This is a genomic window from Amycolatopsis sp. NPDC004169 (assembly GCF_040610315.1).
Taxonomy (GTDB): domain Bacteria; phylum Actinomycetota; class Actinomycetes; order Mycobacteriales; family Pseudonocardiaceae; genus Amycolatopsis.
In genome coordinates this window covers 1-19,301 of sequence record NZ_JBEXMD010000047.1, presented here as the reverse complement: position 1 = coordinate 19,301, position 19,301 = coordinate 1, and the positions used below count along the sequence as shown (strand labels likewise).

The window sequence follows — 19,301 nt, the reverse complement described above, 5'->3', positions numbered from 1 at the left end:
GCGCGCGGTCGGTGCAGCCGCCCGCCACCACGCGCTGGACCAGCGGCGCAGCACCCGCCGCGCGGACGTTCACGGCCGCAGGCCGCGGAAGAACGCGCGGATGTCGGCCACCAGCAGCTCCGGCTCCTCCATCGCCGCGAAGTGACCGCCCTCGGCGAAGTCGGACCAGTGCGCGATCTTCTCGTCGGGGTCCATGATCCGCCGGACCACCGGCGAGGTGTTGAACACCGCCCAGCCCGCCGGGACGTCCGACGGCGCCAGCCAGCCGTGCGCCGAGTGGGCGGCCTCGTACAGGAACCGGGCCGCGGTCGCGCCGCTGCGGGTGAACCAGTAGAGGCTGACGTTGGTCAGCAGCCGGTCGCGGTCGACGCCGTCCGCGCCGGCCCACGCCTGGAACTTCTCCGCGATCCAGGCCAGCTGCCCGACCGGGGAGTCGGTGAGCGCGGCCGCGATCGTCTCCGGCTTGTGCGACTGCAGGTCGAGGTAGCCGCGGCCGGCCCGCCAGCTCGCGCGGGCGGCGTCCAGTTCGGCCTGTTCGGCCTCGGACAGGCCCTCCGGCAGCGGCAACTGCTCACCGGCGAGCGCGATCGTGCCGCGGTCGCTGTTGACGTGGGTGCCGATGACGCGGTTCGGGTACACCGCCGCGAGCCGGCCGGTGACCCCCGCGCCGAGGTCGCCGCCCTGCGCGGCGAACCGGTGGTAGCCGAGCCGGGTCATCAGCTCGGCGAACGCGTCGGTCGTGCGGGCCAGCTCCCAGCCCGGACCGCTCAGCGGCGTCGAGAACCCGAAGCCGGGCACCGACGGGACGACGACGTGGAACGCGTCCGGGCCCGGCTCGGTCAGCGGGCCGATGACGTCGAGGAACTCGGCGACCGACCCCGGGTAGCCGTGGGTGAGCAGCAGCGGCACGGCGTCGGCCTCGCTCGAGCGGACGTGCAGGAAGTGGATCGTCTGGCCGTCGATTTCGGTGGTGAACTGCGGGAACGCGTTCAGGGCTGCTTCGTGGGCCCGCCAGTCGAAGCCCGCGCGCCAGTGCTCGGCCAGCTCGCGGACGGCGGCGGTGGGCATACCGCGGGACCAGTCCGGCTCGTCGCCGGGAACGGGATCGGCGAACCGGGCCGAAGCCAGGCGCCGGTGCAGGTCGTCCAGCTCGGCCTGCGGGACGTCGATGCGGAAGGGGCGGATTTCGTTCGTCATGGGCAGCACGTTATGAGCCATTGCGGAAGACTTCCTTCCGCGTTTCGTGCGAACCTTGGAAGATGTTGCAGACCTCCGCTCGTCTCCTGCGGCTGCTGTCGCTGCTCGAGACGCGGCGCGACTGGACCGGCGCCGACCTGGCCGACCGGCTCGGCGTCACCGCGCGCACCGTCCGCAGCGACATCGGCAAGCTGCGGGAACTCGGGTACCCGGTCGAAGCCGCCCCCGGTGTCCAGGGCGGTTACCGGCTCGGCCCGGGCGCGCAGCTCCCGCCGCTGCTGCTGGACGACGACGAAGCGGTGGCCGTCGCGGTCGGCCTGCGGACGGCGACGGGCGTCGCCGGCATCGGCGAGACGTCGGTGCGCGCGCTGGCCAAGCTGGAGCAGGTGCTGCCGTCGCGGCTGCGGCACCGGGTGCGGGCCCTGCAGACCGCGACGGTCGCGGTGCCCGGCACCGGCCCCGCCGTCGACGCCGACGTGCTGACCGCCGTTGCCGCGGCCATCCGCGCGAACGAGCGGCTGCGCTTCGACTACACGAGCCACCAGCGCACGCCGAGCCGCCGCGAGGTGGAGCCGCACCGGCTGGTCAGCTGGGGGCGCCGCTGGTACCTGGTCGCCTGGGACACCGCCCGCGACGACTGGCGCACCTTCCGCGTCGACCGGATGACGCCGAAGGTGCCGAACGGCCCGCGGTTCACGCCGCGCGAGCCGCCGGAAGGCGACGTGGCGCAGTTCGTCCGGCGCAGCGTCGGCACGGCGACCTGGCGGTTCCACGCCCGGGTGCGGCTGCACGCCTCGGCCGAGTACGTCCGGGCCCGGCTGCCGGTCGCGGTCGACCTCACGCCCGAGGGCCCGGACCGCTGCCTCGCCGAGTTCGGGTCGGACCACGCGCAGATGCTCGCGCTGTACCTGGGCCTGCTCGACGTGGACTTCGAGGTGCTCGACGCGCCGGAACTCGCCGAGGCACTGGTGAAGACGGGTGAGCGGTTCCTGCGCGCGGCTAACGCAGGGAATCCGCCAGCTCCTGGATGAGCTCCATCTGCCCCTGCGCGCCGACCTCCATGCCGGACTGCAGGATCGTGTCGCGCAGTTCCCGGCTGCCGGTCACGGTGAGCAGTTCCAGGCGCGTGCGGTCGCCGTCGAGCGCGGTGAAGGTGACGGTGATGAGCGGGCCGTCCACGTCGTCCGGGCCGACGCCGGGCAGTTCGTACACTTCGGTGTAGACAATCCGCTCGTCCGGCACGATCTCGCGGTACTCGCCGTGGAACCCGACCTCGGCGCCGTCGTTCGTCTTCACCACGTACCGCCAGCGGCCGCCGGGCCGCAGGTCCAGCTCGACCTCGGTGGTGGTCCCGCGGTGCCCGCTCCACCAGCGGCTCACCAGCTCCGGGGAGGTCCACACGCGGTAGACCAGGTGTCTCGGTGCGTCGAATTCGCGCGTGATGAGGATCCGGTCGTCGGCCGGGGTGGTGATCTGCACGTCACTGCTCCTGTTCCTTGAGTTCTTCGAGGACCTCGTCCATCAGGCCGAACCGTGCCGCCCACGTCCGTTCGTAGCGCTTGACCCAGTCGTGGATGGGTTTGAGCGCGGCACCGTTGAGCCGGTACAGCCGCTGGCGGCCGTCGCCGCGCACGTCCACCGCGCCCACCTCGCGCAGCACCCGCAGGTGCTTCGACACCTGGGGCTGGGCCAGGCCGAGCAGGTCGACGAGGTCGCCGACCGACCGCTCCCCGTCCATGAGGACGTCGAGGATCTGCCGCCTCCGGGGTTCGGCGACCGCGTTGAAGGTGTCGGCCGTCGTCGCTGCTCGTGCCACGCGACCCATCATATTCCCATATGGGTATGCGTCAAGCCCGCATCCTGGGCACACTGGGCCCGCGCCGCGTCGTCTGCCACGATCGGGCGATGACCAGCCGGGCGGAAAGTCCACAAAGGACGGACGCGCGCGGGGTCCGGCGCAGTGCCAGTGCGAGCGCCGTCCTGCGGGCGGTGCTCGACGACGGCCCGATCGCGCGCAGCACCATCGCGCGGCGCACCGGGCTGTCCGCCGCCGCGGTCACCGGGCACACCGCCGAGCTGGCCCGGCTGGGACTGCTGCGCGAGCTGCCGGAAGCGGAGTCGCGCAAGGGCGTCGGGCGGCCGCACGTGCCGGTCGACCTCGACACCGGGCGGCACGTCGCCGGCGCTCTGCACCTGGCCGTGCACCACGCCACGGTCGCGCTGCTCGACCTGCGCGGGAACGTCCTGGTCCAGCACGAAGAACCGCACGACGGCCTGGCCGCGGAGGACCTGCTCGCCCGGGCCGCCGAGATCTTCGACGACCTGCTGCTCGGGCACGCCCCGGACCGCGAGCCGCTCGGTCTCGGCGTCGCCACCGGCGGCTGGGTCGACCGGGCGTCCGGCACCGTGGTCGAGCACCCGCTGCTCGGCTGGCGGAACGTGCCGGTCCGCGACCTGCTGGCCGGCAGCACCGGGCTCGCCGTCGAGGTCGACGGGCACGCGCGCGCCCTGGTGCACGCCGAACGGCTCTTCGGGCACCCGCGGGCCCGGGACAGCGTCGTGCAGCTGTTCACCGGCAACGTCGTCGACGCCGCGTTCGCCACCGGGGCGACCGTGCACCACGGGCCGCGCTCGGCCGCCGGGGCCGTGGCGCACCTGCGCGTCGACGACAGCAGTGAGCCGTGCCGGTGCGGGCGCACCGGCTGCCTCGAGGCCGCCGTTTCGGAAGCGACGCTCGCGCGCCGGGCCGCGGAAATCGGATTGCTCGAGCGGCCGGACTTTCCGGAATTGCTCGCACTGGCCGTGGCCGGCGATTCCACGGCCCTGCGGATGTTCCGCGAACGCGCGCGGCTGATCGGCCAGGCGGCCGCCCTTCTGCTCGATGTCCTGAACCCGGCCGTGCTCGTGGTGGTCGATCGGAGTGTAGCCCGGGTGCCGAACTGCCTTCCCATCATCCGGGACGAGGTCCACGACCGGTCACGCGGCCCCGCCTCGGCGGAAACCGTTGTGGGCACGAGCTTCCCGGGCGCCGAGCTGGCCACCGCCGGCGGCGCGGTGCTCTTGGACGTCCTCTACGAAGACCCGCTCGGTCCGCTTCTCACACGGTGGCCCCGCGCCTCGTGAACCGCCGGAGTTATTTCACGAACTCGCAAAATTGACCGCCCGTCCGGAGCTTGCGAACAATTGCTCGCATCCCCACCGACTCCCGGAACGGACGAAACCGTGAAGAAAACCCTGCCCCTGTTCGCCGCCGCCCTGCTCCTGCTGGCCGGCTGCGCTTCGGCGACGGCCACCGGTGCGCCCGGGCAACCGGAGAAGCTGGAACTGCGCTACCAAGGCAGCGCGAACGCCGTGACCCTGCCCGAGCTCGCCGAAGACCTCGGCTACTTCGGCCCGGTCAAGCTGAAGTGGGTCGGCAACACGATCAGCGGCCCGCAGGACATCCAGTCGGCGGCCACCGACCAGACCGACTTCGGCGGCGCCTTCACCGGCGCGGTCGTCAAGCTCGTCGAGGCGGGTGCGCCGGTCAAGGCGGTCGTCAACTACTACGGCTCCGACGACAAGACCTTCCTCGGCTTCTACACAGGAGTGAACAGCCCGATCCGGACCCCGCGCGACCTGATCGGCAAGAAGGTCGGCGTCAACACGGCCGGGGCGAACCTCGAGGCCGTGCTCGACACCTGGCTGAAGGGACAGGGCCTCTCCGACGCCGAGATCAAGCAGGTGCAGCTCGTCGTCATCCCGCCGGTGAACGCCGAGCAGGCGCTGCGCAACGGCCAGCTCGACGTCGCCGCGCTGCAGGGCATCCTGCAGGACCACGCCGTCGCGGCCGGCGGGGTGCACCCGCTGTTCACCGACGTCGGCGCGTTCGGCCCGTACAACGGCGGGCCGTACGTGCTGCGCACCGACTTCATCAAGAAGTACCCGGAGACCACGAAGATCTTCGTCTCCGCGGTGGCACGGGCCATCGAGTGGGAGCGCACCACCCCGCGCGACGAGGTGATCGCCCGCTTCACGAAGATCATCAAAGCCCGTGGCCGCAAGGAAAGCACCGACACGCTGAAGTTCTGGAAGAGCGTCGGCATCACCCGCGGCGGCCTCATCTCCGACACCGACTACACCCGCTGGGAGCCGTGGCTCAAGCAGGAGGGCTACCTCAAGCACGACAGGATCGACACCGCCAAGCTCTACACCAACGAGTTCAACCCCTACCGCGACGGCGCGCCGGCGGTGACCAAGTGATCGGCATCCGCTCGGTGACCAAGACCTTCGGCGCACTCACCGCCCTCGACGACGTCTCCCTCGACATCGCCGACGGCACGTTCATCTCCCTGGTCGGTCCCAGCGGCTCGGGCAAGTCGACGCTGCTGGACCTGCTGGGCGGGCTGACCACCCCGACGTCGGGCGAGGTGCTGATCGACGGCGAGCCGGTGCGCGGTCCCGGCCTCGACCGCGGGGTCGTCTTCCAGCAGTACGCGCTGTTCCCGTGGCGGACCGCGCAGGCCAACGTCGAGTTCGGACTCGAAGGCGGCCCGCTCGGGAAGCGGCAGCGGGCGGAGCGGGCGCGTGAGCACCTCGCCCTGGTCGGGCTGTCCGGCTTCGAGGACCGCTACCCGCACGAGCTGTCCGGTGGGATGAAGCAGCGCGTCGCGATCGCCCGCAGCCTGGCCTACGACCCGGCCGTGCTGCTGATGGACGAGCCGTTCGCCGCGCTCGACGCGCAGACCCGCGAGCAGCTGCAGGAGGAGCTGCTGCGGATCTGGCGCCGCACCGGCAAGACGATCGTGTTCATCACCCACGGCATCGACGAAGCCGTCTACCTGGGACAGCGCGTCGCGGTGCTGACCTCGCGGCCCGGCAGGCTGAAGGCCGTCGTCGACGTCGACCTCGGCGACCGCACCGGCGACGTGCGCTCCGGGACCGAGTTCGGCCGGCAGCGCCACCGGCTCTGGGAGCTGCTCCACGACGAGGTCCGCAAGGCGGCCGAACACGAACGGAGCGCGGCCCGATGACCACCACCCTGGAGGCTCCCACCGTCCACACCGGACTCACCGGCACCCCGCCGGGACCGCGCCGGTTCACGAAGAAGCTCATCCGCGCGGTGCACGCCTCCGCCGCGGTCGTGCTGTTCGCGCTGCTCTGGGAGCTGGTCCCCCGGTTCGTCCTCGACGAGGGCACCCGGACGTTCCTGCCGCCGCTGTCGGAGGACGTGGCGGCCCTCTGGCAGCTCGTGCTCGACGGCGAGCTCGCCGACCACCTGCTGGCCAGCGTCGGCCGGTCCGCGGCCGGGTTCGCCGTGGCCGTGGCCGCCGCGGTCCCGCTCGGGCTGCTGATCGGCTGGTACCGGCCGGTCGCGCGGTTCCTGCAACCCCTGCTGGAGCTGGCCCGCAACACCGCCGCGCTGGCGCTGCTGCCGGTGTTCACGCTGCTGCTGGGCATCGGCGAGCTGTCGAAGGTCAGCCTGGTGGTCTACGCCTGCGTGTGGCCGGTGCTGCTCAACACGATCGCCGGGGTCAACTCGGTCGACCCGCTGCTGGTCAAGGCGGCCCGCTCGCTGGGGTTGTCCAGCCCGCGGCTGTTCCGGAAGGTGATCCTGCCCTCGGCCGTGCCGACGGTGTTCACCGGCATCCGGATGGCGGCGTCCTATTCGATCCTCGTGCTCGTCGCCGCCGAGATGGTCGGCGCGAAGGCCGGGCTCGGCTACCTGATCAACACGAGCCAGGTCAACTTCCAGATCCAGCAGATGTACGCCGGGATCATCGCGGTCTCGCTGCTCGGCGTACTCGTCAACGCCGGTTTCGTCGGCCTCGAACGGCGGTTTTCCACCTGGCGTCCCAAGGAGCAGGCATGATGCACCTCAACGCGTTCGTGATGCCGAACGGCCACCACGAAGCCGCATGGCGGCACCCCTCGACCGACCCGCACCGGGCGCGTACGCTGCGGCACTACGTGGACATCGCGCGCACCGCCGAGCGCGGCAAGCTCGACTCGCTGTTCCTCGCCGACGGCGTCGCGCTGTGGGGCAACGTCAAGCACAACTCCCACAGCCACTTCGAACCGCTGACGCTGCTTTCGGCGCTCGCCGCCTCCACGGTCCACATCGGACTGATCGCGACGGCGTCGACGACCTACAACGAGCCCTACCACCTGGCCAGGAAGTTCGCCTCGCTCGACCACCTCTCCGGCGGCCGCGCGGGCTGGAACATCGTCACCTCGGCGGGCATCGACGAGGCCCGCAACTTCAACCTGGCCAAGCGCCCGCCGCACGACGCGCGGTACGACCGGGCCGAGGAGTTCGTCGAGGTCGTCAAGAAGCTGTGGGACAGCTGGGACGACGACGCGGCGGTCGTCGACCGGGCGACCGGGGTCTACGCCGACACCGCCCGGATCCACGCGATCGCCCACGACGGCCCGCACTTCCAGGTCCAGGGACCCCTCAACATCGAACGGCCGGTGCAGGGCCACCCGCTGCTCGTCCAGGCCGGGTCGTCGGAAACCGGCAAGGAGTACGCGGCCCGGCACGCCGAGGCGGTGTTCACCGCGCAGCAGACTTATCCCGAGGGCAAGGCCTTCTACGACGACGTCAAGGGCCGGCTCGCCAAGTACGGCCGCACGCCGGACGAGATCAAGATCCTGCCCGGCATCTCGCCGATCCTCGGGCGCACCGAAGCCGAGGCCCGTGCACGCGAGGCCGAGCTGAACGCGCTGATCACCCCGGACTACGGGCTGCAGCAGCTGTCGAAGATGCTCGACCACGACATCACCGGCTACCCGCTGGACGGCCCGCTGCCGGAGGTCGGCGCCTTCACCGAAGGCGGCCAGAGCCGGTTCGACCTGGTCGTCGGCCTGGCCCGGCGCGAAGACCTCACCATCCGGCAGCTGCTGGAACGGCTGGCAGGCGGGCGCGGGCACCGCGTCTTCGCCGGCACCCCGGTCCAGGTCGCCGACGAGCTCGAGGCGTGGTTCCGCGGCGGCGCCGCCGACGGCTTCAACGTCATGCCGCCCACCCTGCCCGGCGGGCTCGACGACTTCGTCGACCTCGTCGTCCCGGAACTGCAGCGGCGCGGCCTGTTCCGCACCGAGTACTCCGGCACCACCCTGCGCGAGCACTACGGCCTCCCGCGGCCCGTCAACCGCAACCGAGTGAAGGAGCCCGCATGACCACCATCGGTACCGACGTCCGCAAGCTGACCGGGAGGATCGGCGCCGAGATCGTCGGCTTCGACCCCTCCGGCGACCTCGACGCCGCGCAGGTGGCGTTCCTGACCGACGCCCTGCACGAGCACAAGGCGCTGGTGTTCCGGAACGTCCGGCTCGACGACGAGGGCCAGCAGCGGTTCGCCGCGCACTTCGGCGAGTTGACCAAGGCGCACCCGACGGTGCCCGCCGTCGAGGGTGCGCCGACGATCCTGCCCGTCGACAGCGAGCAGGGCCGCGCCAACCACTGGCACACCGACGTCACCTTCGTGCTCAACCCGCCGAAGGCCAGCACGCTGCGCAGCCTGGTGGTGCCGCCCTACGGCGGGGAGACGCTGATCGCGAACGCCGCGGCGGCCTACCGGGACCTGCCGGAGCCGTTGCGCGCCTTCGCCGACACCCTGCGGGCGGTGCACACCAACGACTACGACTACGTCCAGCCGCCGGAGACGGTGGACGAGAAGGAGCAGGCCCGGCGGGCGCAGTTCGTCTCGCGCAAGTACCGGACCGTGCACCCGGTGGTCCGGGTGCACCCGGTGACCGGCGAGCGCGGCCTGTTCATCGGCGGGTTCGCCCAGCGGATCGAGGGCCTGTCGGTGAGCGAGTCACGCGACCTGCTGCGGCTGCTGCAGTCCTACGTCACGCGGCCGGAGAACGTCGTGCGGGTGGCGTGGGAGCCGGACCAGCTGGTGCTGTTCGACAACCGGATCACCCAGCACTACGCGATCGACAACTACGACGGCCTGCCCCGCCGGCTCAACCGCGTCACGGTGGCGGGCGACATCCCGGCCGGCATCGACGGGCGCCGCAGTGAGTCGCTCGAAGGGGACGCTTCGCACTACACCTCGGTGGCCTAGTCAGGCCCCGTCCGCGCCCGGGTGACCGGGCGCGGGCGGGGCACTCGCGCCGGCGATCGCGCTGCTCCCGGACGCCCGCCGGTTCGCCGAGCGCGCGGGAGGCGAGCTGGACCACCGTGAATACCCGGGCCTGTTCCCCAACTGGCTCATGCAGGCGATCCCGGAGGGCGTCGAGGCGATGAACCACGGGGAGCGGCTCCTGCGGCGCCCGGTCACCGCCCGTTCCGGGCCAGGTCCCGGAAGCAGTCCCACGCGCGGCTGACCAGCGCCGGGTGCGTCCGCAGGTCGATCACCGTGCGGGCCAGCGCCGCCGCCGAGGCCAGCATCGCCGCCCGGCCGCGGGGGCTCGCCGCGGCCGCGGCGAACTCGGGCGTGTGGTCCGACATCTCCTCCGCCGTGATCGCCACGAACGGGTGGATCGCCGGGACGCGGACGCTGACGTCACCGATGTCCGACGACCCGAGGAAGACCCCCGGCGCCGGCGGGGTCGCGTGGATCCCGCACGCCGCCAGGTGCTCGGTGAACCGCTCCGAGAGCACCGCGTTGTCGCGGAAGTGGGCGTACCCGCGGCCGAGGCGTTCGACTTCGGCCTTCGTCCCGGTCGCCAGCGCCGCGCCCTCCGCGCACGTCGTGACGTCCTCCACCAGGCGGTCCAGCGCGTCGGTGGTCAGCGCGCGCAGCCCGAACCGGCCTTCGGCCCGGTCGGGGACGATGTTCGTCGCCTCGCCGCCGTGGGTGATGATCCCCTGGACGTGCGACCCGGCCGGCAGCCGCTGGCGCAGGGCCGAGACCGCACCGAAGGCCTGGATCAGCGCGGCGAGGGCGTCGACGCCGTGCTCCGGGTCGCCGGTCGGGTGGGCGGCCCGGCCGTGGAAGGTCACCTTCACCTCCACCTGGGCGGTCAGCGGCGCCCACGACCACGAGTGGACCCCGGGGTGGACCATCAGGGCCGCGTCGACGTCGTCGAAGACGCCCGCCTCGGCCATGGCGACCTTGCCGCCGCCGCGTTCCTCGGCCGGCGTGCCCACCGCGAGCAGCGAGCCGGCGGTGTCCCCCAGGACGTCCTTGGCGGCCAGTGCGGCACCGAGGCCCGCCGCGGCGATCAGGTTGTGCCCGCAGGCGTGCCCGAGGCCGGGCAGGGCGTCGTATTCGAGCAGCAGCGCGACGCACGGGCGCCCCTCGCCGACGCGGGCGACGAACGCGGTGGGGAGCCCGGCGACCCCGGTTTCCACCGCGAAGCCGTCCGCGGCCAGTTCCGTGGTGAGCCGTTCGGCGGCAGCGTGCTCCTCATAGGACAGTTCCGGCCGCTCGTGCAGCGCGGTCGCGACGGCCCACAGGCGCTCCTCCAGGTGCTCGATGCATTCGTCGGCCCGCTCGTGCAGCTCCTCGTGCCACTCCATGCCCTCCGGAATACCCCAACCACCGACCCTCATGCCACCGGGGGTGTTTCCCGCGGGCCCGCTCCGGCTACTCCGGCGGAATGGACCACAGCAAGGCACCGGTACTCGAGGCGCTGCGCGACTACCACAGCGCCGGCTACGTCCCGTTCAACGCGCCCGGGCACAAGCAGGGCCGCGGCATCGACCCGCGGGTGCTCGAGGTCGTCGGGGCCGACGTGTTCAAGTCCGACGTCATCGCGCTCAACGGCCTCGACGACCGGCTGATGCGCAAGGGCGTCCTCCAGGAAGCGCAGCAGCTGATGGCCGACGCGGTCGGCGCCGAGCACACGTTCTTCTCGACGTGCGGCAGCTCGTTGTCGGTGAAGAGCGCGATGCTCGCCGTCGCCGGCCCGCACGAGAAGCTGCTGGTACCGCGGCACGTCCACAAGTCCGTGATCTCCGGGCTGATCGTCAGCGGCGTCCGGCCGGTGTGGGTGCACCCGCACTGGGACGCCGAGCGGCACCTGAGCCACCCGCCGGGCGTCCGGGAGTTCGCCGAGGCCTACGAGCGCGACCCCGAGGTCAAGGGCGCCCTGGTGGTGACGCCGACCGACTACGGCACGTGCGGCGACCTCCGGGCGATCGCCGAGTGGTGCCACCGGCACGGGCTGCCGCTGATCGTCGACGAGGCGTGGGGCGCGCACCTGCCGTTCCACGACGGCCTGCCGCCGTGGGGCATGGACGCCGGCGCCGACGTCTGCGTCACGAGCGTGCACAAGATGGGGGCCGCGGTGGAGCAGAGCTCGGTCTTCCACCTGCAGGGCGACCGCGTCGACCCGAACGTGCTGAAGGCGCGCGAGGACCTGCTCGGCACCACCAGCCCGAGCTCGCTGGTGTACGCCGCCCTCGACGGCTGGCGGCGGCAAATGGCCGAACAGGGCAAGGAGCTGCTGGACGGCGCCCTGACACTGGTGAAGTCGGTGCGCGGCCGGCTGGGCGAGCTGGGCTTCACCGTGCTGCACGACGAATTCCTCGGCCCGGACCTGGCCGACTCGGTCGACCCGCTGAAGGTCGTGCTCGACCTGGACCCGCTGGGCATCAGCGGCTACCAGGCGGCGGACTGGCTGCGCGAGCACCAGCGCGTCACCGTCGGCCTGGCCGACCACCGCCGGATGGTGGCCCAGTTCAACCACTCCGACGACGACGGGACCGCCGGAACGCTGATCGACGCGCTCGACGCGCTGCTGAAGGCCGCCCCTTCGTTCGAGAAGCCGCCGAAGGTCGACCTGCCGTCGCCGCGGGAGATGGAGCTGGAGACGGCGATGCTGCCGCGTGACGCGTTCTTCGGCCCGGCCGAGCAGGTGCCGGCGGCCGAGGCGGCGGGCCGGATCGCGGCCGAGATGATCACGCCGTACCCGCCGGGGTCGCCCGGGGTGCTGCCCGGCGAGGTGCTCACCCGGCCGATGCTCGACTACCTCCGCAGCGGCCTCGGCGCGGGGATGCAGCTGCCGGACCCGGCCGACTCCGAGCTCGAGACGATCCGCGTCGTCGCGAAGCAGTGACACCGGAAGGGGCGGCACCTTCCCGGGAAGGTGCCGCCCCTTTCGCGGTGCTCAGGCCTTGGCGCTCTTGAGCTCCAGCGGGTTCTTCGGCGCCTTCGGGCGGGCGTCGATCATCCGCTGGCCCAGTTCCTGCAGCTGCTTGCGGCCCATCGCCGAGCGGACCTCGGGGAACCACTCGTCCTCTTCCTCTTCGACGTGGTGGCGGACGTTCTCGGTCAGCACGGTGACCTTGGCATCGAAGGTCTCGTCCTTCGGGTCCATGCCGAGCAGCTCGGACAGCATCCACACCACGACGTGGTGCTCCTCGACGCTTTCCAGGACGTGGTCCTTGGTCTCCGGCACGGCTTCCCGCGCCGCCGGGTAGAAGATCTCCTCCTCGATGTAGGCGTGGACGGTCAGCTCTTCGATGATCGAGTCCGCGATCCGGCGCTTCTCGTCGTACGCGTCCTCCTCCGCCTTCTCGAATTGCTTGAAGAGCTTCTCCACGGTCTTGTGGTCGTTCTTGAGCAGCACGATCGCGTCGGTCGACATGGCGCCCGGATACCCGCTCCCCGCCCGGGAAAACCCGTTTGCCGGAACCGCCGGACGGGTATTCATGCGACTCCCGCGACCCCCAGGAGAACATCGGTGAACGAACCCACGCGCGATGTGCTGACTTTCGGCATCGAAGAGGAGTTCTTCGTCGTCGACCGCCGCGGTCAGCTGTCCCACGCCGGCGACGACGTGGTCGACGCGGCCGAGGCGGCCGGCGACGACCAGGGCGAACTGCAGCACGAACTCACGCGCTCCCAGGCCGAAGCGGCCACCGACGTCTGCCGCACCCACACCGAAGCCCTGCGCCAGCTGCGCGGCCTGCGCGGCGACCTCGCCTCGGCCGCCCGGCGCCGCGGGTACCGGGTGCTGCCGGCGGCGTCCCCGCTGCTGTTCGAGGCGGACCCGCCGGTCATCACGCCGAACCCGCGCTACGAGCGGATGGCCGAGCACTTCGGCGCCACCGCGCGGACATCGCTGACGTGCGGCTGTCACGTGCACGTGGCGATCCCGGACAAGGAGAGCGGCGTCCAGGTCCTCAACCGGATCCGCCCGTGGCTGCCGGCCCTGCTCACGGTGACGGCGAACTCGGCGATCTCCGACGGCTACGACACGGGCTACTGCAGCTGGCGTTATCAACAGTGGAGCCGCTGGCCGTCGGCCGGTCCCCCGCCGCGGTTCGCGTCCCTGGACGAGTACGAGAGCATCGTGGACGGCTGGCTGCGCGCAGGCTCGATCCTCGACCGCGGGATGATCTACTGGGACGTCCGGTTGTCGGACAAGCAGCCGACCCTGGAGTTCCGCATCGCCGACGTGGCGGCGACCCCGGAGGACGCAGTGTTGTTGGGCGTGCTGGCCCGCGGCCTGGTGGCCACGGCGCTCGCCGACGACGGTGCCGCACCGGAGTTGTCGAACGAGGTGCTGCGCGCGCAGTTGTGGCGGGCGTCGAGGGAGGGTGTCACGGGCTGCTGCCCGCACCCGAAGAGCGGCGGGCTGGAGCCGACGAAGGTGGTGCTGGACGACTTGATCGCGTTGGTGGCCCCGGCGCTGGAGGCGGCCGGGGACCTGGAGTTCGCCCGCGAGCGAACGGACCACCTCGCCACGGAGGGCGGCGGGGCGGACCGGCAACGGAGGCGGTTCGCGGAGCGGAAGCGGGCCGAGGACGTGGTGGACCTGCTGACGGGCGACTAGGGGCACTCCGGGGGCGGATCGCCGGGGCCGAGCTGGAGGGCGGTCAGGATCTCGTGGGGTGCCATCGCCAGCCCGGGTTGGTGGTCCAGCTGGAACTGCTGGGCCGAGGTGAGCTGGTGGACGCCGACGACGCCGTCCACCTTCACGATCAGGAGCGCACCCACCCGGATGACCGCCTCCTTCGTCGGCTGCAGGGCGGTGAGGACCGGGCCGAGGTTCTGCAGCATGGTCGCGGTGATCGTCGCGTCCTGGCTGAGAACGAGCCGGGCTTCTGCCGCGTGGGCGGCGACATGCGCGAGTTCGCGGCCTTTCGGCGTGCGCGCGGCGAGACGGACCTTGGCTCGCAGGCGGCGGAACCACGAGCCGAGGATCGGCTCGTCGGCGTCGGCTATCCAGCCGCCGACCTGGGTCACGAGGTCCTCGACGGCGTTTTGGACCTCCTCGTGGATCGCTTCGTCCGAGAGGTAGATGCTGATCGGCAGGTCCGATGGTGCGGGCTCACGGTGCGGCGAACCGGTCGAGCTGGGGATCGAGAAGCCTGAGAAGTCGGTCTCCTGAGCGCGGTGAACGCAAACCGGGCACGAAAAGGCGTGCCTGAAAATGACCACACACTGGTCGGCGGTGAGAACCAGCCCCTGGTGAAGATTTTGCTGCTCCGGAGACAGGATGTTGGCGAGCAGGCTGTCCAGCACTGGGCAGTCCGCCCGGCCGGAATGGGCAAGAACCAGCGCGACGATCGCATCCCGGGTGAGCTGTCGAGCGCGCTGCAGCTGAACTTTCACGATGGAGACCGGCAGATCCAGCGCGGCGGCAAGCTCCGCACCGGTCACCAGGGTGTCGCGCTCGATGCTGAGCCGGACGTGTTCCTTCATCAGCCGCTGCAATTCGCCGCCGAGGCTTTCGATGGCCGGAGGAAGGATCGCCCAGAGGTCACGTTTGCTGATGATGGTTTCCAGGTCGGCGGGAACCGAAACCAGGTCCTCGATGTCGATCTTGGCGTGCGCCAGCTCAAGGTAGGGTTCGTCAGGTACGTAGGAGAGCTCACCCAGGTCGTCGAACGGGCGTACGCGATCGTTTTCGCGATACCGCTCCTTGAGGACGTTGCTCGCGATTCCGATCAGCCACGGATCGAGGGACCTCGGCGGTCGGTTCGCTCGAATCGCTTCCAGGGCCCGGGTGACGATTTCGCTGACGCAGTCGTCGACGTCCGCCGCATTCGGCAATCGTGCGGTGAGATATTTGCGGACCTTGCCCTGGCACAGTTCCAGCAAGGCCGCCGATGCGGCTGCGTCACCGGCCTGCAATCGGCCGATCAGGTCGTCTTCCGGCATGCTGCCTCCCTGCGTCCCGCTGCACAGAGGTTAGCCGGAAAACGTACCCCATCTCGACTAACTCACGACCCCGTAAAGGCGATCAAGCAACTCCAAAGCCCGAACCGCAGCCCGCGACTCGCCCGGATCCACCACCAGGTGAACCCCAGCCTCCTCGGCATGGCGGTGGGCGCGCAAAAGCACCCGGATCCCCGCCGCCCCGAGGAAACACACGTTCCCGAGGTCCACGCGCAACACCCCCGGCCGGCCGCGGATGTGCTCGTCCAGCAGCGCCGCCAGGTCGGGCACCGTGTTCAGGTCGATCTCCCCGGTGACCTCCACGACCACCGCGTCGGGGGTCTTCCAGCGGATGCGGCTTCCCAGGTCCCCTTCGGACGGTGCGCGGGGTGAAGGCAGGCGGTGCTCCGGCGGGGCGTCCGCCCCCACCACGCGCAACCGCTCGTGAGTCGTCATGGGTGCGAGGTACCCGCGCGGTGTGAACGGCGAAACAAGCGAAGGGTCCCCGCGCATTTCCACCACCGGAACGGGTAACCGCGTCGCACGCCCGTCCGGAAGGAGCCCGCCCATGTCCGACGGCCCGCCCACGATGGGTGTCGAAGAGGAGTTCCTCCTCGTGAACCCGCGCACCGGGCACGTGTCGCCGGGTGCGGAACTCGTCCTGGCGCGGTACCGGCACCACGGCCCGCTGCCCGACGGTGTCGGCGTGCACCGGGAACTGCGGCTGACGCAGCTCGAGGCCGTCAGCGGGGTCTGCACCACCGCCGCGGAGCTGCGGCACCAGCTGACCGCCGCCCGGCGGGTGCTCGCCGGTGCCGCCGCGGCCGAGGACTGCGCGCTGCTCGCCACCGGTACGCCCGTCGGGCCCGGGCCGGCCGCGCCAGCTCCCGAAAGCGCCGGACGCTACGCCGAGATCGACGCCGTCTACGGCGCTCTGGTCGCCGACTACGAGGCCTGCGGGTGCCACGTCCACGTGGCCGTGCCCGACCCCGACACCGCGGTCGCCGTCGTCAACCACCTCGGGCGGTGGCTGCCCACGCTGCTCGCCCTCTCCGCCAACTCCCCGTTCGACCACGGCCGCGACACCGGCTACGGCAGCTGGCGGATGGTCCTGCAGTCCCGCTTCCCCGGCTCCGGCATCGCGCCCCACCTCCGCAGTCACGACGACCACCGCCGGGCGGTGGACGCGCTGGTCGACTGCGGGGCGCTGGTCGACCCGGACCAGACGTTCTGGCTGGCCCGCCCGTCCGGCCGGTTCCCGACGGTCGAGTTCCGGGTCGCCGACACCGCGCTCACCGTCGACCACGCGGTGCTGCAGGCCCTGCTGAGCCGGGCGCTGGTGCAGCGGGCCCTGGCCGAGCTCGCCGCGGGCCGGGAAGCCCCGCCGCTGTCCCCGCAGGTCGCCGCGGCCGGGGTCTGGGCCGCCGCGCGGCACGGCCTCGGCGGGCAGCTCGTGGACGTCGTGACCGCGACCCGGCGGCCCGCCTGGAGCCTCGTCGGCGAGCTCCTGGAGCACGTCCGGGCGCCCCTGGCGGAGAGCGGCGACCTGCCGGAGGTCCAGCAGCTGCTGGAAATCGTGCGGATGGAGGGCACCGGGGCCGCGCAGCAGCGCGCCGCCGCCGGTGGCGAGACGGCGGCCGCGGTGCGGTGGCTCGCCGCAGCGACCGTGCCCGCGGCGCATGGAACGCTGCTCACCGGGTAGCCGGACTCATGACGACTTCCACCACTGCCCGGGCGGCCACCCTGCCGGCCGCCCGGGGCCCGCTCTCGGAGTCCGTGCTGGGGATTCTCCTGCGCGCGCACCCGCGGGCGGACCTGGACTTCGACGGTCTCGCCGACGCCGACCCGCTCGGCGACGACCTCCAGCTGGCCCTGCACCTGTGCTACGAACTGCACTACCAGGGCCTGCCCGGGGTGTCCCCCGACTGGGAATGGGACCCGGAGCTGCTGCGCCTGCGCGGCGCGCTGGAGGCCCGCTTCCTCGCCGCGCTGCACGAGAACGTGGCGGGCGGCGACGACGTCACCGCCGAACTCGACGCCCTGCTGGTCGAGCCGATCGACGGGGAAGGGGTGTCCCACCACCTCCGCGACCACGGCGACTGGACGCAGGTGCGGGAGTACTTCACCCACCGCTCGATCTACCACCACAAGGAAGCCGACCCGCACGCGTGGGTGATCCCCCGGCTGCGCGGCCGCGCCAAGGCCGCCCTGGTGGCGGTGGAGTTCGACGAGTTCGGCGGTGGCCGCGCGGAGCTCGCGCACTCCCGCCTCTACGCCGACCTCCTGCGCGCCGCGGGGCTGCCCGACGGCTACCTGGAGCTCATCGACCAGGTGCCGGGCGCCATGCTGGCGGTGGTCAACATGATGTCGCTGTTCGGCCTGCACCGGTCGCTGCGGGGCGCGCTGTGCGGCCACTTCGCCGCCGCGGAGATCACCACCGCACCCTCGGCGCAGCGGATGGACCAGGCCCTGCGGCGCCTCGGCGCCCCCGACGCGTGCCGGCTGTTCTACACCGAGCACATCGAAGCGGACGCGGTCCACGAACAGGTGATGCGGCACGACGTGCTCGGCGACCTGCTGGACCAGGAGCCGGAACTGGCCGCCGACGTCGTGTTCGGCATCCAGGCGACCGAGTTCCTCGAAGGCCGCTTCGGCGAGCTGCTGCTGAGCCGCTGGAAGGCCGGGAAGTCCTCGCTGCGGGCCTGACCCGCCGACGGCCTCCCGGCGCGTGCCGGGAGGCCGTCTTCGTCAGTCGCCGTCCTGGACGCGGACGCGTTTGCGGTGGCTGGTGTCGCAGAACGGGAACCGCTTGCTCCGACGGCACGCGCACACCGCGACCACGAAGCGATCGGAGCGCACCAGCTCCCCGTCCGGCGTGCTCATTTCGACCGGCCCCTCCACCAGCACCGGGCCGCCCGGCACGACGGTCACCCGCCGAGGTCCCCGGTCAGCGGTCGGCACGGAGCACCACCAGCTCTTCCACCCGCTGCCCCGGTTCGATCAACCCGGCCGCCTCGAGGAACTCCGTCCGTCCGGAAAGGACCGGTCCGAACGGGATCCAAGCGCGCCGGGCCACCGAAACCCGCAACCCGCGCGAAGCCAGCAGCGCGGCCGACTTGTCCACATCGGACATGGCGGACTGCACGAGCAGCATCGTCCCGCCCGGGCGCAGCAGCCGGCCGGCGGCAGCGCACAGCGGGTCCAGCAGCGCACGGCCGTCCGGGCCCGCGTCCCAGCCGCGGGTGGACCGAACGGCCGGCGCCGGGGACGGCACGTACGGCGGGTTCGCGACGACGACGTCGAACGGGCCTTCGCGCAGTGCTCTGCCGAGGCCGCCCCGGCACGGGCGCACGGTGAGCTGCCGGGCCAGCGCGTTGAGCCGCACCGAGGCCAGTGCCCGGCGCGAAAGGTCCAGTGCGAACACGGTTCCCGCACCGCGGCGGGCCAGGGTAATCGCCTGCGCGCCGGTGCCGGTGCACAGGTCGAGGGCACGCGCGCCGGCCGGGATCGCCAGTTCCGCGATCGCCGACGCGAGCAGGGCGGTGTCCTCCTGCGGGCGGTAGACACCGGGCAGGCGCAGCATCCGCGGGGCGGGCGGTACGGGCCGGTGGACGACGGACCGGGCGGCCAAGGGGCCCGGGCGGACGGGTTCCGCCGACGTGGTCATCTGGGTCTCCTTCACCTCGCCGCGGCCCCGGCACGATCGCCGGTCGACAACCGCGTCGCCCTGGGCTACCCGGTGATCTTGGCCGCAAACGCCGGCGGTTGAGCCGGGCCGAGCCGGGTATCCGCAACGGAAAGAGATGTGAAGGAGGGACAGGAATGACGTCCGAAGAGCGCACGCAGCACCCGACCGAGCCCGCCGAGGGCGCCCGCGGCGACGACCCGCACGGCGACACCCCGGAGGCCCAGCGCGAGACCCTCCGCGGCGAGCAGGGCACCTCGAGCGGCGACGAGCACGACGACAGCGACCCGCAGTCGGGCTGAGCGGTCACCACGAAGCCGGGGTGGGGGGGGGTCTTTGGGCAGACCGCCACCCCAGTTGGTGGTGGGGGGTGC

The 19,301-nt window shown here is 72.0% G+C and carries 21 protein-coding genes; 12 read left to right on the top strand and 9 right to left on the bottom strand.

What is annotated here, in order from left to right; genetic code table 11:
* Positions 1–69 precede the first annotated feature (69 nt).
* Complete coding sequence (locus tag ABZX11_RS40435; RefSeq protein WP_354923663.1) at positions 70–1,197, bottom strand: epoxide hydrolase; 1,128 nt, start codon at positions 1,195–1,197, stop codon at positions 70–72.
* A gap of 62 nt (positions 1,198–1,259) precedes the next feature.
* Between ABZX11_RS40435 and ABZX11_RS40430 the strand changes: the two genes are divergently transcribed.
* Positions 1,260–2,228, top strand: coding sequence for a YafY family protein (locus ABZX11_RS40430; protein WP_354923661.1), 969 nt, complete (start codon positions 1,260–1,262; stop codon positions 2,226–2,228).
* Here the strand turns inward: ABZX11_RS40430 and ABZX11_RS40425 are convergent.
* A complete protein-coding gene (locus ABZX11_RS40425; protein WP_354923659.1) occupies positions 2,197–2,676 on the bottom strand; it encodes an SRPBCC family protein in 480 nt (159 codons plus the stop codon). The genes ABZX11_RS40430 and ABZX11_RS40425 overlap by 32 nt on opposite strands.
* A 1-nt stretch (position 2,677) precedes the next feature.
* Positions 2,678–3,013 (bottom strand): metalloregulator ArsR/SmtB family transcription factor, encoded by a 336-nt coding sequence (locus ABZX11_RS40420; protein WP_354923657.1) that lies wholly within the window; start codon positions 3,011–3,013, stop codon positions 2,678–2,680.
* Positions 3,014–3,102: 89 nt separating this feature from the next.
* Between ABZX11_RS40420 and ABZX11_RS40415 the strand changes: the two genes are divergently transcribed.
* The 6 genes from ABZX11_RS40415 to ABZX11_RS40390 all read left to right on the top strand — a co-directional run bounded on the left by ABZX11_RS40415 (position 3,103) and on the right by ABZX11_RS40390 (position 9,251).
* Entirely contained in the window at positions 3,103–4,320 is a 1,218-nt protein-coding gene (locus ABZX11_RS40415) for an ROK family transcriptional regulator (protein ID WP_354923730.1), read from the top strand.
* A 99-nt stretch (positions 4,321–4,419) separates the two neighbouring features.
* Positions 4,420–5,439, top strand: a complete 1,020-nt coding sequence (locus ABZX11_RS40410; RefSeq protein ID WP_354923655.1) for an ABC transporter substrate-binding protein — start codon at positions 4,420–4,422, stop codon at positions 5,437–5,439.
* On the top strand, positions 5,436–6,209 hold the full coding sequence (locus ABZX11_RS40405) for an ABC transporter ATP-binding protein (RefSeq protein ID WP_354923653.1): 774 nt from the start codon (positions 5,436–5,438) through the stop codon (positions 6,207–6,209). Before ABZX11_RS40410 ends, ABZX11_RS40405 begins: the two co-directional genes overlap by 4 nt.
* Positions 6,206–7,048 (top strand): ABC transporter permease, encoded by an 843-nt coding sequence (locus ABZX11_RS40400; protein ID WP_354923650.1) that lies wholly within the window; start codon positions 6,206–6,208, stop codon positions 7,046–7,048. Before ABZX11_RS40405 ends, ABZX11_RS40400 begins: the two co-directional genes overlap by 4 nt.
* Positions 7,045–8,358 carry an LLM class flavin-dependent oxidoreductase gene (locus ABZX11_RS40395; protein ID WP_354923647.1) on the top strand — a complete coding sequence of 438 codons (1,314 nt, stop codon included), beginning with the start codon at positions 7,045–7,047 and terminating at the stop codon, positions 8,356–8,358. The genes ABZX11_RS40400 and ABZX11_RS40395 overlap by 4 nt, the downstream gene beginning before the upstream one ends.
* Entirely contained in the window at positions 8,355–9,251 is an 897-nt protein-coding gene (locus ABZX11_RS40390; protein WP_354923644.1) for a TauD/TfdA family dioxygenase, read from the top strand. Before ABZX11_RS40395 ends, ABZX11_RS40390 begins: the two co-directional genes overlap by 4 nt.
* A gap of 212 nt (positions 9,252–9,463) precedes the next feature.
* Here the strand turns inward: ABZX11_RS40390 and ABZX11_RS40385 are convergent, their stop codons facing one another.
* Positions 9,464–10,651 (bottom strand): amidohydrolase, encoded by a 1,188-nt coding sequence (locus ABZX11_RS40385; RefSeq protein WP_354923641.1) that lies wholly within the window; start codon positions 10,649–10,651, stop codon positions 9,464–9,466.
* A gap of 80 nt (positions 10,652–10,731) precedes the next feature.
* Between ABZX11_RS40385 and ABZX11_RS40380 the strand changes: the two genes are divergently transcribed.
* Complete coding sequence (locus ABZX11_RS40380) at positions 10,732–12,192, top strand: aminotransferase class I/II-fold pyridoxal phosphate-dependent enzyme (protein WP_354923638.1); 1,461 nt, start codon at positions 10,732–10,734, stop codon at positions 12,190–12,192.
* Between the two features lie 51 nt (positions 12,193–12,243).
* Here ABZX11_RS40380 and ABZX11_RS40375 read toward each other — a convergent pair whose 3' ends face one another.
* Positions 12,244–12,723, bottom strand: a complete 480-nt coding sequence (locus ABZX11_RS40375) for a hemerythrin domain-containing protein (protein ID WP_176169952.1) — start codon at positions 12,721–12,723, stop codon at positions 12,244–12,246.
* 96 nt (positions 12,724–12,819) lie between these two features.
* On the opposite strand from ABZX11_RS40375, the gene ABZX11_RS40370 reads away from it, so the two are divergent.
* Complete coding sequence (locus ABZX11_RS40370) at positions 12,820–13,914, top strand: glutamate--cysteine ligase (protein ID WP_176169953.1); 1,095 nt, start codon at positions 12,820–12,822, stop codon at positions 13,912–13,914.
* Here ABZX11_RS40370 and ABZX11_RS40365 read toward each other — a convergent pair.
* Positions 13,911–15,245, bottom strand: a complete 1,335-nt coding sequence (locus ABZX11_RS40365; protein ID WP_354923635.1) for a sigma-70 family RNA polymerase sigma factor — start codon at positions 15,243–15,245, stop codon at positions 13,911–13,913. The genes ABZX11_RS40370 and ABZX11_RS40365 overlap by 4 nt on opposite strands.
* A gap of 57 nt (positions 15,246–15,302) precedes the next feature.
* Complete coding sequence (locus ABZX11_RS40360; RefSeq protein ID WP_354923632.1) at positions 15,303–15,698, bottom strand: STAS domain-containing protein; 396 nt, start codon at positions 15,696–15,698, stop codon at positions 15,303–15,305.
* A gap of 112 nt (positions 15,699–15,810) precedes the next feature.
* On the opposite strand from ABZX11_RS40360, the gene ABZX11_RS40355 reads away from it, so the two are divergent.
* The gene (locus tag ABZX11_RS40355) at positions 15,811–16,944 is read left to right on the top strand and encodes a glutamate--cysteine ligase (RefSeq protein ID WP_354923629.1); all 1,134 of its coding nucleotides are present in this window, start codon (positions 15,811–15,813) and stop codon (positions 16,942–16,944) included.
* An 8-nt stretch (positions 16,945–16,952) separates the two neighbouring features.
* On the top strand, positions 16,953–17,948 hold the full coding sequence (locus ABZX11_RS40350) for an iron-containing redox enzyme family protein (RefSeq protein WP_354923626.1): 996 nt from the start codon (positions 16,953–16,955) through the stop codon (positions 17,946–17,948).
* Between the two features lie 42 nt (positions 17,949–17,990).
* Here the strand turns inward: ABZX11_RS40350 and ABZX11_RS40345 are convergent, their stop codons facing one another.
* The gene (locus ABZX11_RS40345) at positions 17,991–18,203 is read right to left on the bottom strand and encodes a CDGSH iron-sulfur domain-containing protein (RefSeq protein ID WP_176169957.1); all 213 of its coding nucleotides are present in this window, start codon (positions 18,201–18,203) and stop codon (positions 17,991–17,993) included.
* Complete coding sequence (locus ABZX11_RS40340; RefSeq protein WP_176169958.1) at positions 18,190–18,909, bottom strand: methyltransferase; 720 nt, start codon at positions 18,907–18,909, stop codon at positions 18,190–18,192. Before ABZX11_RS40340 ends, ABZX11_RS40345 begins: the two co-directional genes overlap by 14 nt.
* A gap of 155 nt (positions 18,910–19,064) precedes the next feature.
* Here ABZX11_RS40340 and ABZX11_RS40335 point away from each other — a divergent pair, with 155 nt between their 5' ends.
* Positions 19,065–19,229: a hypothetical protein gene (locus tag ABZX11_RS40335; RefSeq protein WP_354923621.1), complete on the top strand. Its 165-nt coding sequence runs from the start codon at positions 19,065–19,067 to the stop codon at positions 19,227–19,229.
* The last annotated feature ends 72 nt before the right edge of the window (positions 19,230–19,301 follow it).